Source organism: Halomonas piscis, from assembly GCF_031886125.1.
GTDB classification, from domain to species: Bacteria; Pseudomonadota; Gammaproteobacteria; order Pseudomonadales; family Halomonadaceae; genus Vreelandella; species Vreelandella piscis.
Map to the genome: position 1 here is coordinate 2,378,466 of NZ_CP119391.1, position 14,554 is coordinate 2,393,019.

Below are 14,554 nucleotides of genomic sequence, written 5' to 3' on the forward strand. Positions count from 1 at the left end.
TCAAAACATCACAGTACACGGCTGAGCTGAGCCATTTGCGGGCCTTCAAGGGTGCGGCGCGACTGCCAGTAGTAGCGCTGCCAGTAGGTGTTATCCAGCTCCGACATGATCACGCCCCGGGACGTGGAGGCGTGGAGAAAGTAGCCGTCGCCGACGTAGATGCCCACGTGGCGGCTTCCCGGCGGGCGAAAAAACACCAGATCGCCGGCACGCAGGTTCCGCCGCTTGATCGCGTGCCCCTTGTTCACCAGCCCGCGGGTCGTTCGCGGCAGGGAAATATCGAACGTGTCCCGGTAGACGTTCTGCACCAGCGCCGAGCAGTCCACGCCGCTCTGGGTCGTGCCGCCCAGCCGATAAGGCGTACCCGACCAGCTGTCGTGCTGCTCCATCAGTGCCCGGCGGATCACCCGCGGCGGCGAGCTCTGCTGCTGCGGCAGCTGGCCGGCCGACCCTTCCACCGGCGACATCATCGCTTCTCCCGCCTGGCCCACGTCCGGCAGCGACATGGCAAAGTAGTCGTCGGGCGGCTCGGTGCTTGAAGCGCTGGGGGTCCCGGCACAGCCGGCCAGCATAAAGGCAAGCGTCAATACGCAGGCGTCACGGGTGCCCCTGAGACAGTGAGATGGCGCGTCAGCCATACGGCAGTCCTCATCCAACGGTAGAAAACGCCCGACGGCAACGGCACGACTCTCCACGCTCACGGCCACCGTCACGGGCACAAAAGGCTCGGTGGATATTAGCATAAACGAAACCCCCGGACATAAGCGAAAAGGGTTCCGCGTGACGCTGAATCAGTGCAGCGTTTGCCGGTCCCCCGGCAGCGTATCGATATGCAGCGGGGCAAAGTGGCGCGGCCGGCTGCCGGGAAAATCCAGGCTGGCCCAGGCCCCTCCCAGCACCGGCGCGCCGCAGCGCCAGGTGACTAGAGCTTGACGCAGCCCGGCCAGGAAGCTTTCGCGCTCGCCGGTCTCCCCCATGAAAAAGGAAAAGCCGGTGTACAGGCCTTCGGCGTACTCCTGCCAGCCGCCGTAGTGATTTTCGGCCAGCGCATAGGCGCGCTCGAGAAACCCCGCCAGCTGCGCCTGATCGAGCCAGCCAAGTTCGCGTCCGGCAATGGCCAGATCTACCGCCTGGGCAATGTCCCAGGCGGCCATATCGCGCTCGTTGCAGCCGTCCTCGTTGTCGCGCACGCGCTCCAGACGCAGCCGGTGGTTGCGCTCCTCGACGTCGCTGTCGCCGGTTTGCAAGACGGCGATTTCATCGTCCAGCCGCGCTCGGTTGAGCGTGTACGGCGCATAGTTGATCTGGTATTCCTGACGGTCGCCGGCTTCCAGCAGGGTATCGACAAAGCCGCGCAGCTCCTCTGCCTCGTGCAGCTGGTAATGCTCTTCCACCCAGGTGCGGATGGACTCGCGCTCACGCCGGCTTTCCGGCTCCGGCTGGCGCCAGGCGATGCTGTTCAGCGGCCCCACCAGCGCCATCGCGGTAAAGTGGCGAAGCGAAGGCCGCTCGTCGGGCTCCTGCCAGGCGCCGGGCTGCCAGTCGACCCAGTGAAAGATGCTTCCCGGATCGTTCAGATGCCAGGCAATATCGTGCTCAAGCCCGGCCTGGTCGGGCTCGGGCAGGCAACGCTCCCAGGCAAGCCAGGCCGCCAGCAGCCGGGTCGGGGTGGCGTAAAAATGGCACAGGCAGTTTTTCAGCGACTCCCCCAGCGCCAGCAGCGCCGCGTCATCGAAACCCCGACTGTCCATGGCCATATGCAGATAAAAGGCGAATTTCTCCGCCATGTGCACGGTAGCCGCATGGCGGCTGGCCTGGCTCAGCCGGCCGCGCTCGGCCAGCGCTTCCCGCGATGGCCGGCCAAACGGCGTACGCGAAGGCGCGTGGAGACCGTGGACGGCGTCCGCCGCCATCTGATTGAGGTGATGCGCCTGCGCCGGGAGCCAGTAGCGCTTGAGCGCTCCTGCTCCCTCGTCGGCATAAAGCTCCAGCACCTCCTCGAGGTAACGTTCGGCTTCTCGGCGCCGGGGTTCGGGCAGCGGCAGCCGCGGCTCGCGCTGGCGCAGCATAAGCTCGGGATCGCGCACTCCGGCAAGCGCCTGCAGCCAGTGGGCAAGCGTGGCGCGATAGCCACGCATGGCCGCGCGCGAGGCCTCTCGGCTGGCGGGCTCAAGCAGCGCTGCCAGCGTGCGCTGCCAGGGCCGGCCCGGTGCTCTGAGCGCCGCCGGGGGCTGAATCGCCGGGTCCAGCTCCCGGCAGTCGGCGCCGCAGAACAGGCTGAGCCCGCGCAGGTACGCCTGGAGCAACGACTGCCAGTCGTCATGGCGGGCGTGGAGCAGCTCGGCGGCGTGGCCGGCAAAGTGCCCGGCTTCGGCCTCGCTCAGATAGCCGCAGCAGGCGCCGGCCCAGGCCAGCTCCGCCAGGCGCAGCCAGTCCCACGCCGCCCATTCGAGAGGCTCGCCCGCGGCTACCCAGTCGGGCAGTAGTGCGGCATGGGGCGCGTCTTCCACCGACGTTTGCTGCTGCCATTCAAGGCGTTTGGGCACGCTCATGGCCTTGAGCCCGGCGGCATCGATATCCCAGCGCTGGCGCTCGCCTTGGGCGGCAAGCCACAGCATGACGTCCACCAACGCTTCTCGAGCATGAATCTGCCATGCCTGGGCCAGCCAGAGGCCGGGGTCGGGCCAGCGGCCCTCGGGCGTGGGGCAGGCAATGCCCAGGTGCCAAAGGTCTTCGCCTGTGGCGGCGGACAGCGGGCAGGACCGGGAGTTTGCCGTGCAAAGTTCCAGCTGTTGCCCCCACCAGGCATGTAACGCGTCGAGCAAAGGAATCCCCTATCAAGCACCACGGCCCGCCAGAGCGGCCGGCACAAAGGCGCCTAGTGTAACGGGGTGCGTACGGTAACGGAAAGCGTGATCACTCCGCGAGAGCCCAAACGCCATCGCCCGGCGGGGTGCCGGGCGATGAACGGGCCTGAGCCCGGAAGGGTGAACAGGGCCAGCGGGCGCTATCGCACCTTGCTCACCACCCACAGCAGTACGGCCGACCCCACCACGGCGGTGACCAGCGAACCGATGAAGCCGCCGGCAGAAAGCCCCAGCAGGCTGAACAGAAAACCACCGATGATCGCGCCGACAATGCCCACGCCGATATTCCCCAGAATACCGAAGCCGCCGCCGCGCATCAGATTACCCGCAATCCAGCCGGCAAGACCGCCAATGATCAACCACGCTATAAAGCCCATGGACGTCTCTCCTTTTGTCGTTATCGACAGAGTGCTAGTGAACGCTACAGGGAACGCGAAAGCGTGAACAGTGTAGCCCGCTTGTCTTAGCATAGCAGACGACTTAAGGTGCCTTGCATGCGCTCACCGATCAATGCCCCGCGTCGCCATACGAGCCTCATGCACGCTATTTCCGCAATTCTTTTCTCCATGCAAGGCACCCGGCACCCACTTAACGACGATCATCAGGACGCTTCATGATCCCCGATTCGCTTCAAGAGCGGCTTGACGCCACCGACGACCAGCAGACCCTGACCTGGGAAGGACGCGAGCTGGTGCTGTTCAACCAGCCCTGGGGGCAGCTGGCCGTGGCGCTGACCGGCGCCCAGGTAGTGCACTTTCAGCCGGCGGGCGACGCTCCCTGGCTGTGGCTTACGCCCACGCCGGCGGCGCCGCCGGCGACGCTGCGCGGCGGCATTCCGCTGTGCTGGCCGTGGTTCGGCGACGAGCGCTACGCCGATGACAGCCCCAATCGCCAGGGCCCCTTTCACGGCACGGCGCGGCTGGCGCCCTGGCGCCTGGAGGGCGTCGACGAGCACGAAGAGGGCATCGAAGTGCACCTCTCGCCGGAAGAGCGCCTGCACGGCCGGCTAACCGCCCGAGTCGTGATCCAGGCCAATGCCCGCCGCCTTCACGTCGAACTGATCAGCGAAAACATCGGCGACGCGCCGGTCAAGATCAGCGCCGCCCTGCACACCTATCTGGCCGTCGACGATGCCTTTGCCTGCCGCCTCGAGGGCCTGGCCGGCGCCCGCTACCTGGACAAGCGCCAGGGCTTCGCCGAAGCCGAGCAGCAGGGCACCCTGGCCCCGAACGGCGCCGTTGACCGCATCTACCACAGCAACGCCGCGGTAAGCGTCGATGACGGCAGGCGCACGCTGCGCGTGGCCAAGGATCAGAGCGACTCCACCGTGGTCTGGCACCCCGGAGAAACGCCGCCCGAGGATACCTCTCCCGCCGCCGCACGAGGGTTTCTCTGCGTGGAGGCGGCCAACACCCGGCTGGACCCGGTGTGGCTGGTGCCCGGTGCCCAGCACCTGCTGGGGACCACCCTCACACGCCCGTCAACGGAGGGTGCGGCATGAATCTTTCGCTGTGGATCGACGCCTTTTCCATGGTGTTCAACATCATCGGCATGGTGCTCGGCGTCGGCGGGCTGCTGATCGCCCAGCGCTCGGCTCGGCGCTGGCCGGGCTACAGCATGACCGCGCTGGGCTTTTTGATCGCCACCCTGCCGCTCTGGTATCAGTTCCTTACCACGCTGGCGGGCACGGAATAGCGCCCATGGCCGCCTTACACGACACCCTGGGCCGGGAGCTTGGCAATCTGCTGGAGCGCGGCCGCGATCGCCAGCTGCGCCTGGCCGTCACCGGCCTTTCCCAGGCGGGCAAAACGGCCTTTCTGACCTCGCTGGTCAATCAGCTCCGCCATGCCGGCGTGGAAGCTCGGCTGGACCTGCTGCCCGCCGCCCGGGACGGCCGGCTGCTGGGCGCTCGGCGCCTTAACCAGCCGGATCTGGGCGTGCCGCGCTTCCCCTACGACCCGGCCATGCAGGCGCTGAGGGACACACCGCCGCGCTGGCCCGACCCGACCCGGGGCATCAGCGAGCTGCGCCTTGAGCTGCGCTACCGCCCGGCACGCAGCGGCTGGCTGCGCGGGGCCGCCTCTCACCTGACGCTGGATCTTTTCGACTACCCCGGCGAATGGCTGCTGGACCTGCCGCTGCTGGATCAGGACTACTATCAGTGGTGCCAGACGCGCCCCTTTGATCAGGGCGAGCAGCGCCGTGAGGTATTCGCCGAGTGGCTTGCCGCCGCCGAAGCGCTCGACCCCGCCGCCGAGGCCGACGAAGCGGTGCTCGCCGAGCTGGCCGAGGCCTACGCCCAGGGGCTGCGGCGGGCCAAGCAGCTAGGCTTTTCGCAGCTGCAGCCGGGGCGGTTTCTGCTCCCCGGCGAGCTCGAGGGCGCGCCGGTGCTGCAGTTCTTTCCCCTGCCCCACCTCAGCAAGCCCCGGGAGGAGCTCGAGGCCCTTCCCGACTCAAGCGTTTACGCGACGCTTGCCACGCGTTTTCGCTACTATCAGAAACAGGTGGTGCAGCCCTTCTACCGCGAGCACTTTCGCCGCTTTGATCGCCAGATCGTGCTGGTCGACGTGCTGGGCGCCCTGAACGCCGGGCCGGAGCGTTTCGAAGACCTGTCCCGGGCGCTTGGCGAGCTTATGCAAAGCTTCAGCTACGGCAAGCGCAGCCTGCTGCGCCGGCTGTTTACCCCGCGCATCGACCGGCTTGCCATCGCCGCCACCAAGGCCGACCACGTCACCCCCGACCAGCACGACAACCTCGTGACGCTGCTCAATTCCCTGCTCAAGGAGCCGCTCAAGGACCTGCGCTTTGCCGACGTGCCGGTCAAGGCGCTGTCGCTGGCCGCTATCCGCACGACTTGGCCGCGCGAGGTCAATCAGGGCAAGACGCGCCTGCCGGCGCTGCGCGGCACCACCCTGGAAGGGGAAGACGTGCTCGTGTATCCCGGCGACGTGCCCGCTGCGCTTCCGGACGCTGCCTTCTGGCAGCGCCAGGGCTTCGACTTTCCGCGCTTCCGCCCGATGCCCGAGGTGTCCGGCGCGCTGCCGCATATCCGCATGGACGCCGCCATTGACTGGCTGATCGGAGACAAGCTGACATGACCTCGCCCAGACCGCGCCGGCACTTTACCCTTGACGACGGCAGCGCCGTTAAACCGCAGACGCACCACGACGAAACGCTGCGCGGCACCTACCGCTTTGACGACGCCGCCCGGGAGCAGCCTCTGGAAGACGACGCGGCCAGCCGCGACGCTCTGCCCGAACAAAGCCTCGGCGCGCCGCGCAAGCGCCGCTGGGGGCTGCTGTTTACCCTGGCCGGCTGCGCCGCGCTGGGCACCGCCGAGTTTGTCACCGGCCTGCCCGACGCCCTTACCGGCGCCCGCTGGCTGGACGCCGCCTGGCGGCTTTTCGGCCTCGGCGTCATCGGCATTGGCAGCGCCGCCGCGCTGCGCGAACTGGTGCGCCTGCGCCGGCTCAAGCGCCACGACAAGCTGCGAGCCGCGCTGGCCGAGCTGCCGGGCCGCTCGCCGCGCCAGGCCCGCGGCCTTGCCGACCGGCTGCAGACCCAGCTCGGGCTCAGCGGCGACGATCCGCACTGGGCGGCGTTCGCCGCAGCCCGGGAGCCCCACCACAGCGGCGAGGAGACGCTGGCGCTGCTCGACCACCACCTGCTTGCCCCCCGGGACCGCGAGGCACGCCGGCTGATTTCGCGCATGTGCGGAGAAACCGCGGTGATGGTCGCCGTGAGCCCCCTGACGCTGGTCGACATGGCGCTGGTCGCCTGGCGTAACCTGGCCATGGTCGACCGCCTGTGCCGGCTTTACGGTCTGGAGCTTGGCTACGCCAGCCGCCTGCGGCTGTTCAGGACCGTGCTTCACAACATGGCCTTTGCCGGCGCCAGCGAGCTTGCCACCGACGCCGGCATGGACATGCTGTCGCTTGACGTCACCGGCCGGCTCTCGACCCGCGCCGGCCAGGGCCTGGCCGTGGGGCTATTGAGCGCCAGGCTCGGGCTGCGTGCCCTGCGCCTGTGCCGGCCGCTGGCCTTTGCCCCGGGGCAGCAGCCTACCCTTGGCGATTTACGCCGGGACCTGTGGCTCCAGCTGCGCCGACTGGACAAAAGTCCCCGGCAAGAGGACGCGGCGCGGACGCCGTGATTGGCGCCATCGCCCGGAATCCGTATAGTGGCAGCCCATCCTCGCCAAACCGATTGAGCCTCATGTTGCAGAACAACTCCATGCTTGCCCAGCTCAAGCAGCAGATTCGTGACACCACGCCGCGCGCCGAAGGTGTCATCAAAGGCACCGACCGCGGCTTCGGCTTTCTGGAAACCGACGACGGTGAGTCCTACTTCGTCCCGCCGCCCGCCATGAAGCAGGTGATCCACGGCGACCGCGTCGAGGCCGTGATTCATGAAGACGGCGACAAGGTCTCCGTGGAGCCGGAAACGCTCATCGAACAAGGGCTCGACCGCTTCGTTGCCCGGGTGCAAAAGCGCGAAGGTCGCCTTGCGGTAGTGCCCGACCACCCCTCGATCCGCAACGTGATCAAGACGCGCGTCAAGCGCGGCCTGGACGAAGACAGCATTGCCGACGGCGACTGGGTGGTCGCCCGGCTGGTGCGCCATCCGCTGAAAAAGGACGACCGCAGCTTTTTCGCCCAGATCGACGAGCTGGTGGCCAAGAGCGACAACCCGGCCGTGCCCTGGCGCGTCACGCTTGCCCGCCACGCCCTGGAACAGGAGAGCCCCGACGCCGGAAGCGAATGGCCGCTGCACGACGAAGGCCTGGAGCGTGAAGACATCACCGCCACGCCCTTCTTCACCATCGACAGCGCCTCCACCCGGGACATGGACGACGCCCTGCACGTGGTCGAGCGCGAAGACGGCGGCTGGCGCCTGAGCGTGGCCATTGCCGACCCCACGGCCTACGTGGACGAAGAGCACGCCGCCGACAAGGAAGCTCGGGTGCGCGCCTTCACCGTCTACCTGCCGGGGCAGAACGTCACCATGCTGCCCGAGCAGCTGGCCGACGACCTGTGCTCGCTGCTCGAAGGGCAAACCCGTCCGGTGCTCGCCTGTACGCTGGACGTCAACGCCGACGGCAGCCTGGGCGACTATCGCTTCTTTGCCGCCAACGCCATGTCTCACGCCAGGCTTTCCTACGACAGCGTTTCCAACTGGATCGACGGCGAAGGCGACTGGTCGCCGGCGGACGCCATTGCCCCGCAGCTCACCGCCCTGCGCGACCTCACCGAGGCGCGCTCGCGCTGGCGCGAGGAGCACGCCCTGGTATTCAGCGGCAGCCCGGACTACGAGTTCGATCTGGACGACGCCGGCAACGTGCTGGGCATTCATGTCGAAGAGCGGCGCATCGCCAACCGCATGATCGAAGAGTCGATGATTGCGGCCAACGCCTGCTGCGCCGACTACCTTGCCGCCCACGTCGGCCACGGCATTTTCAACGTCCACCGCGCCTTCGAGCCGGAAAAGGCCGAAGACGCCCAGGCGTTTCTCGCCGAGCAGGATATCAACATTGATACCGAGGCCCTGCTCGAACTGCCGCGCTACAAGGAGCTCAAGCGCGAGCTCGAGGGTCGCGAAGACGCCTGGCTCGACGTGCGGCTGCGCCGTTTTCAGGGCTTTACCCGGATGTCCGCCCTGCCCGGCCCGCACTTCGGCCTGGGCCTTGCCGCCTATGCCACCTGGACCTCGCCGATTCGCAAATACGGCGACATGGTCAACCACCGCCTGATCAAACACGTGCTCAAGGGCGAGCAGGCCCCGGCCGAAGCCAGCGAAGCGCTCACCGAGCAGCTCACCGAGCGTCGCCGGCTCAACCGCATGGCCGAGCGCGACGTCAAGGACTGGCTCTACGTGCGCTACCTGACCCCGGACGCCGAAGCCCAGACGACCTTCGACGCCGAGATCATCGCCATCAACCGCGGCGGCATGCGCGTGCGCCTTGTCGACAACGGCGCCACCGCCTTTGTCCCCGCGCCGCTGATGCACAGCGACCGGCGCCAGGTCGTCATCGATGATCAGGAAGGCCGCATCCAGATCGAAGGCGTCGAGCGCTACAAGCTCGGCGACAGCGTGCGCGTGGACCTGGTCGAAGCCCGGGAAGACACCCGCTCGCTGGTTGCCCGCCCCGCGGCGTAACCGGATGACGCAGTGGACGCCGGGACCTAGTGGGCAGCGGGATATCATGGGCAATGCGCTGTAGCGAGCTGCCCTGATACAGAAAACGCCCGGACCATTTATCATGGCCCGGGCGTTTTTTTATCCCTCGCTTGCGCGTGAAGCCTTTACCAGCCGGTCACGGCCTTCAGCGCATCGCCGATGCCCGCCAGGGAGCGCACGGTCTTCACGCCGGCGTCTTCCAGCGCGGCAAACTTTTCATCCGCGGTGCCCTTGCCGCCGGCAATGATCGCGCCGGCGTGGCCCATACGCTTGCCGGGAGGGGCGGTCACGCCGGCAATGTAGGACACCACCGGCTTGGAGACGTTGTCCTTGATGTAGGCCGCCGCCTCTTCTTCCGCCGTGCCGCCGATCTCACCGATCATGACGATGGCTTCGGTTGCCGGGTCGTTTTCAAACAGCTCGAGCATGTCGATAAAGCTGGAGCCCGGAATCGGATCGCCGCCGATGCCCACGCAGGTGGACTGGCCAAAGCCGTGGTCGGTGGTCTGCTTGACCGCTTCGTAGGTCAGCGTGCCCGAACGCGAGATAATGCCCACGCGGCCCGGCTGGTGAATATGGCCGGGCATGATGCCGATCTTGGACTCGTCCGGCGTGATCACGCCCGGGCAGTTGGGGCCGATCAGGGTCACGCCCAGCTCGTCGCACTTCACCTTGGCCTCGAGCATGTCGAGGGTGGGGATACCTTCGGTAATGCACACGATCAGCTTGATGCCGCCGTTGGCCGCTTCGATGATCGAATCCTTGCAGAACGGCGCCGGCACGTAGATCACGCTGGCGTCCGCGCCGGTTTGCTCAACGGCTTCCTTGACCGTGTTGAACACCGGCAGACCCAGATGCTCCTGGCCGCCCTTGCCCGGCGTGACGCCGCCGACCATCTGGGTGCCGTAGGCGATGGCCTGCTCGGAGTGGAAGGTGCCCTGGCCGCCGGTGAATCCCTGGCAGATGACCTTGGTGTGCTTGTCGATGAGGATACTCATTACTTGCCCTCCGCCGCGTTGACGACCTGCTGTGCCGCGTCGGTCAGGCTGGTCGCGGCGAGAATGTTGAGACCGCTTGACGCCAGCTTTTCCGTACCCAGCTCGGCGTTGTTACCTTCCAGGCGCACGACCACCGGCACGTTGACGCCCACTTGCTCGACGGCGCCGATGATGCCTTCGGCGATCATGTCGCAGCGCACGATACCGCCAAAGATGTTGACCAGCACCGCCTTGACGTTGTCATCCGAGAGGATGATCTTGAACGCTTCGGCCACGCGCTCCTTGGTCGCGCCGCCGCCCACGTCGAGGAAGTTGGCCGGGCTGCCGCCGTTGAGATTGACGATGTCCATGGTGCCCATGGCAAGGCCGGCGCCGTTGACCATACAGCCGATGTTGCCGTCCAGCGCCACGTAGTTGAGCTCCCACTTGGCGGCGTCGGCTTCGCGCTCGTCCTCCTGGGACGGGTCGCGCATGGCCTGCAGGTCCGGATGGCGGTAAAGCGCGTTGCCGTCAAGGTTGATCTTGGCGTCCAGGCACAGCAGGTCGCCTTCGCCGGTGATCACCAGCGGGTTGATTTCCAAAAGCGCCAGATCCTTGTCGTGGAACAGCTTGGAAAGGCCCAGAAAGATCTTGGTGAACTGCTTGATCTGTGCGCCCTCGAGCCCCAGGGCAAACGCCAGTTCGCGCGCCTGGTACGGCTGGGCGCCGACCAGCGGATCGATTTCCGCCTTGAGAATCTTCTCCGGCGTCTCTTCGGCGACCTGTTCGATTTCCACGCCGCCTTCGGTCGACGCCATGAACACCACTCGGCGGGTGGTGCGATCCACCACGGCGCCCAGGTACAGCTCGGAGGCGATATCGGTGGCGTTTTCCACCAGGATTCTGGATACCGGTTGGCCCTTGGCGTCGGTCTGATAGGTCACCAGGCTCTGGCCCAGCCACTGTTCGGCAAAGGCTTTCGCCTCTTCCGGATCCTTGATCAGCTTGACGCCGCCGGCCTTGCCCCGACCGCCGGCGTGCACCTGGGCCTTGACGACCCACTGCTCACCGCCGATCTTCTTGCAGGCGTCTACGGCATCTTCCGGGGTGTCCACAGCAAAATTCTTGGACACCGGCAGACCATAGTCGGCAAACAGCTGTTTGCTCTGATACTCGTGAAGGTTCATCGCTTCATGCCATTGGTTGCATGTGACTCGAACGATGGGCGACGCTCGCCCCCCATCCCCGCGCCCCGGCTGCGGCTTTGGCGCGCAACCGGGGCTTCACGCCACCCGCGGGTGGCGCTTCTTTATCTGGGTTGGTTCACTTACGCTTCTTGCGGTTGGCCATGTGGATGGCGTGCCCGTCAACGGCCAGCGCCGCTTCGTGGACCGCCTCGGACATGGTCGGGTGGGCGTAGCAGGTGAGTGCCAGGTCTTCGGCGCTGGAGCCGAACTCCATGGCGATAACGCCCTGGGCGATCATCTCGCCGGCGTGCTGCCCGACGATGTGGACACCGAGCACGCGGTCGGTATCGGCATCGGCGATGACCTTGGCGCTGCCTTCGGTGGCGTTGTTGGCCATCGCCCGGCCGCTGGCGGCAAACGGAAAGGTGCCGGTCTTGACTTCGAAGCCCTGGTCCTTGGCCTCCTGCTCGGTGATCCCCACCCAGGCCAGCTCCGGGGCGATATAGATGACGCTGGGAATGGCGTCGTAGTTCATCTCGGCCTTCTGGCCGGCGATGATGTCCGCCACCATGATGCCCTCGTCGGAGGCCTTGTGCGCCAGCATCGGGCCGCGCACGCAGTCGCCGATGGCATAGACGCCGGGCACGCTGGTGCGGCACTGGTCGTCCACGGTGACAAAGCCGCGCTCGTCCAGCTCAACCTCGACGCCTTCGGCAATCACGCCTTCGGTATAGGGCTTGCGGCCGACGCAGACGATCAGCTTGTCGAAGGTCTGCTCCTGCTCGCCGTCGGCGTCTTCGTACTTGACCACGACTTCCTTGTCCTTGACCTCGGAGCCGCTGACCTTGGCGCCCAACCGGATGTCCATGCCCTGCTTCTTGAGCAGCTTCAGGGTCTCCTTGGCAATGGTGCCGTCGACCATGGGCAGGAAGGTGTCCATGGCTTCCAGCACGGTGACTTCGGAGCCCAGGCGGTTCCATACGCTGCCCAGCTCCAGGCCGATAACGCCGGCGCCGATCACGCCCAGGCGCTCGGGGGTTTCCTGAAACTCCAGCGCGCCGGTGGAATCGACGATCAGGTCTTCGGTCATCGGCGTCGGCGGAATTTCCACCGGCACGGAGCCGGCAGCCACCACGATGCTGTCGGCTTCGTAGGTCGTCTTCTTGCCGTCGAAGTCGGTTACCTCCACCTGCTTGTTGCCGGTCACCTGGCCGGTGCCGTCGATGGCGGTCACGCCGTTGGCCTTGAACAGCCCGGAAATGCCGCCGGTGAGGTTTTTGACGATCTTGTCCTTGCGCGCCATCATTTTCTTGACGTCCATGGACACATCGCCGCCGACGATACCCAGCTCGTCGAAGTCGTCCCGGGCTTCCACGAACTTGTGCGTGGTTTCGAGCAGCGCCTTGGACGGGATACAGCCCACGTTCAAACAAGTGCCGCCGTGGGCCACCTTGCCCTGCTTGTCCTGCCATTTTTCCACGCAGGCGGTTTTCAGCCCCAGCTGCGCTGCGCGAATGGCGGCAACGTAACCACCGGGGCCGGCACCAATAACAATTACGTCAAACTTGTCAGCCATATTGGCTCCTTTGTTCGGGCCGCCTCGCCCCGATAGAGCGAGGGCTATCATGAATAAAGCCTCTGGGCATCAGGCCTGCCTACACGGCCCTGCACCCAAAACACAGGCTATACGTTGAGCAGCAGGCGTGCAGGATCCTCCAGCAGCTCCTTGATTGCCACCAGAAACTGCACGGCATCCTTACCGTCGATCATGCGGTGGTCATAGGAGATCGCCAGATACATCATCGGCCGTATTTCCACCTGGCCGTCCACCGCCATCGGGCGCTCCTGGATCTTGTGCATGCCCAGAATGGCCGTCTGCGGCGGGTTGAGAATCGGCGTGGACAAAAGCGACCCGAAGATACCGCCGTTGGTGATGGTAAAGGTGCCGCCCTGCATTTCGTCGATGCCAAGCTTGCCGTCACGCGCGCGCTTGCCAAAATCGCCGATGGTCTTTTCCACGTCGGCCATCTGCATCTGGTCGGTATCGCGCAGCACCGGCACAACCAGACCGCGGTCGGTGGACACGGCAACGCTGATATCCTGATAGCCGTGGTAGACGATCTCGTTGCCGTCGATGGAGGCGTTGACGTCGGGGAAACGCTTGAGCGCTTCGGAGGCCGCCTTGACGAAAAAGCTCATGAAGCCAAGCTTGACGTCGTGGGCTTTCTGGAACCTTTCCTTGTACTCGGCGCGCAGCGCCATGATCGCGCTCATGTCCACCTCGTTGTAGGTGGTGAGCATGGCGGCGGTCTGCTGGGCCTCGACCAGACGCTTGGCAACGGTCTGGCGCAGCCGGCTCATGGGCACGCGCTTTTCCGGCCGCTCGCCTTCTACCGGCGCGGGCGCTGCCTTGGCTGCCGCGGCGGTCGAGGTGTCCGCTTGCTTCGACTTGCCGCCGGACTTCGCGGCGCTGCCGTCCTTGAGCGCTTTCTGGACGTCCTCCTTGAGAATTCGCCCGCCCTTGCCGGTGCCTTCAATACGCGAGACGTCCAGGTCGTTTTCCGCGACCATCCGGCGCGCCGCCGGCGCCAGGATCTTGCCGTCGAGGTTTTCATCGGCGCTGTCATCGCTTTCGCCGTGGGTGTCGGTCTCGGCAGAAGAAGCCTTTTCGCCCGACTCTTCACCACCGCCGCCTGCGCCTTCGGTAAACAGCGCCAGCACCTCTTCGGATTCGACCTGGCTGTCGGTCTCGGCCTTGATCTCGGCAAGCGCGCCGTCGGCCGGGGCCACGACTTCCAGTACCACCTTGTCGGTTTCGATTTCGGCCAGCACCTCGTCGCGCTTGACCGCTTCGCCGACCTGCTTGTTCCAGCTGGCTACCGTGCCTTCCTGGACCGATTCGGGGAACGACGGCGCCTTGACCTCGTGCTGCTTGCCGCCGCCCCCGGCCGCACCGGTTGGCTTTTCGCCGGCTGAGGCGTCATCCGCCTCGCCGTCATCGGACTGCGTGGCCTTTGACGTCTTGTCGTCGGAGGACTCGTTATCCGCCTTGTCCTGCTTGTCGCCGCCGCTCCGGGCAGCGCCCGCGTCGAGCTTGCCCAGCACCTGCTCGGACTCGACGGTGTCGCCCTCATCGGCGAGCACGTCGCCTAACGTGCCCGCTTCCGGTGCCACCACTTCAAGCACCACCTTGTCGGTTTCAATTTCCACCAGCAGCTCGTCGCGCTCGACGCTGTCGCCGGACTTTTTGTGCCAGGTGGCAACCGTGCCCTCGGCCACGGATTCCGGAAAACTCGGTGCTTTGATTTCGGTAGCCATGTTGCTTCCTCTTAATGTGTTCGCTAAA

General features: G+C 66.1%; 12 protein-coding genes. 5 read left to right on the plus strand and 7 right to left on the minus strand.

Annotation, left to right across the window (positions count from 1 at the left end; genetic code table 11):
* Window positions 1-8: 8 nt before the first annotated feature.
* From P1P91_RS11180 to P1P91_RS11190, 3 genes are all read right to left on the minus strand, one after another.
* Window positions 9-638: an NlpC/P60 family protein gene (locus P1P91_RS11180; protein WP_376717184.1), complete on the minus strand. Its 630-nt coding sequence runs from the start codon at window positions 636-638 to the stop codon at window positions 9-11.
* A gap of 153 nt (window positions 639-791) precedes the next feature.
* Complete coding sequence (locus P1P91_RS11185; protein ID WP_311882677.1) at window positions 792-2,825, minus strand: YbeU/YbeR family protein; 2,034 nt, start codon at window positions 2,823-2,825, stop codon at window positions 792-794.
* 182 nt (window positions 2,826-3,007) lie between these two features.
* The gene (locus P1P91_RS11190; RefSeq protein ID WP_311882678.1) at window positions 3,008-3,244 is read right to left on the minus strand and encodes a GlsB/YeaQ/YmgE family stress response membrane protein; all 237 of its coding nucleotides are present in this window, start codon (window positions 3,242-3,244) and stop codon (window positions 3,008-3,010) included.
* A 236-nt stretch (window positions 3,245-3,480) separates the two neighbouring features.
* On the opposite strand from P1P91_RS11190, the gene P1P91_RS11195 reads away from it, so the two are divergent.
* The 5 genes from P1P91_RS11195 (at window position 3,481) to P1P91_RS11215 (ending at window position 9,023) form a co-directional block, all read left to right on the plus strand.
* The gene (locus P1P91_RS11195; RefSeq protein ID WP_311882680.1) at window positions 3,481-4,368 is read left to right on the plus strand and encodes a D-hexose-6-phosphate mutarotase; all 888 of its coding nucleotides are present in this window, start codon (window positions 3,481-3,483) and stop codon (window positions 4,366-4,368) included.
* Window positions 4,365-4,562 carry a hypothetical protein gene (locus P1P91_RS11200; RefSeq protein ID WP_311882682.1) on the plus strand — a complete coding sequence of 66 codons (198 nt, stop codon included), beginning with the start codon at window positions 4,365-4,367 and terminating at the stop codon, window positions 4,560-4,562. Before P1P91_RS11195 ends, P1P91_RS11200 begins: the two co-directional genes overlap by 4 nt.
* Before the next feature lie 5 nt (window positions 4,563-4,567).
* Complete coding sequence (locus P1P91_RS11205; protein WP_311882684.1) at window positions 4,568-5,965, plus strand: YcjX family GTP-binding protein; 1,398 nt, start codon at window positions 4,568-4,570, stop codon at window positions 5,963-5,965.
* Entirely contained in the window at window positions 5,962-7,020 is a 1,059-nt protein-coding gene (locus tag P1P91_RS11210; protein ID WP_311882686.1) for a TIGR01620 family protein, read from the plus strand. Before P1P91_RS11205 ends, P1P91_RS11210 begins: the two co-directional genes overlap by 4 nt.
* A gap of 62 nt (window positions 7,021-7,082) precedes the next feature.
* On the plus strand, window positions 7,083-9,023 hold the full coding sequence (locus P1P91_RS11215) for an exoribonuclease II (protein ID WP_311882688.1): 1,941 nt from the start codon (window positions 7,083-7,085) through the stop codon (window positions 9,021-9,023).
* 146 nt (window positions 9,024-9,169) lie between these two features.
* Here P1P91_RS11215 and sucD read toward each other — a convergent pair whose 3' ends face one another.
* The 4 genes from sucD to odhB all read right to left on the minus strand — a co-directional run bounded on the left by sucD (window position 9,170) and on the right by odhB (window position 14,526).
* Complete coding sequence (gene sucD / locus P1P91_RS11220) at window positions 9,170-10,042, minus strand: succinate--CoA ligase subunit alpha (protein ID WP_311882691.1); 873 nt, start codon at window positions 10,040-10,042, stop codon at window positions 9,170-9,172.
* Entirely contained in the window at window positions 10,042-11,208 is a 1,167-nt protein-coding gene (gene sucC / locus P1P91_RS11225; RefSeq protein ID WP_311882693.1) for an ADP-forming succinate--CoA ligase subunit beta, read from the minus strand. The genes sucD and sucC overlap by 1 nt, the downstream gene beginning before the upstream one ends.
* A gap of 136 nt (window positions 11,209-11,344) precedes the next feature.
* A complete protein-coding gene (lpdA, locus tag P1P91_RS11230; RefSeq protein WP_311882694.1) occupies window positions 11,345-12,784 on the minus strand; it encodes a dihydrolipoyl dehydrogenase in 1,440 nt (479 codons plus the stop codon).
* Window positions 12,785-12,891: 107 nt separating this feature from the next.
* Window positions 12,892-14,526, minus strand: a complete 1,635-nt coding sequence (gene odhB / locus P1P91_RS11235; RefSeq protein WP_311882695.1) for a 2-oxoglutarate dehydrogenase complex dihydrolipoyllysine-residue succinyltransferase — start codon at window positions 14,524-14,526, stop codon at window positions 12,892-12,894.
* Window positions 14,527-14,554 lie beyond the last annotated feature (28 nt).

Excerpts from the sequence above, each read along its gene's own strand:
- P1P91_RS11195 (WP_311882680.1), top strand. The coding sequence starts at position 3,481 with ATGATCCCCGATTCGCTTCAAGAGCGGCTTGACGCCACCGACGACCAG.
- sucC (WP_311882693.1), bottom strand. The coding sequence starts at position 11,208 with ATGAACCTTCACGAGTATCAGAGCAAACAGCTGTTTGCCGACTATGGT.
- sucD (WP_311882691.1), bottom strand. The coding sequence starts at position 10,042 with ATGAGTATCCTCATCGACAAGCACACCAAGGTCATCTGCCAGGGATTC.
- lpdA (WP_311882694.1), bottom strand. The coding sequence starts at position 12,784 with ATGGCTGACAAGTTTGACGTAATTGTTATTGGTGCCGGCCCCGGTGGT.
- P1P91_RS11210 (WP_311882686.1), top strand. The coding sequence starts at position 5,962 with ATGACCTCGCCCAGACCGCGCCGGCACTTTACCCTTGACGACGGCAGC.
- P1P91_RS11190 (WP_311882678.1), bottom strand. The coding sequence starts at position 3,244 with ATGGGCTTTATAGCGTGGTTGATCATTGGCGGTCTTGCCGGCTGGATT.
- P1P91_RS11180 (WP_376717184.1), bottom strand. The coding sequence starts at position 638 with ATGGCTGACGCGCCATCTCACTGTCTCAGGGGCACCCGTGACGCCTGC.
- P1P91_RS11205 (WP_311882684.1), top strand. The coding sequence starts at position 4,568 with ATGGCCGCCTTACACGACACCCTGGGCCGGGAGCTTGGCAATCTGCTG.
- odhB (WP_311882695.1), bottom strand. The coding sequence starts at position 14,526 with ATGGCTACCGAAATCAAAGCACCGAGTTTTCCGGAATCCGTGGCCGAG.
- P1P91_RS11215 (WP_311882688.1), top strand. The coding sequence starts at position 7,083 with ATGTTGCAGAACAACTCCATGCTTGCCCAGCTCAAGCAGCAGATTCGT.
- P1P91_RS11200 (WP_311882682.1), top strand. The coding sequence starts at position 4,365 with ATGAATCTTTCGCTGTGGATCGACGCCTTTTCCATGGTGTTCAACATC.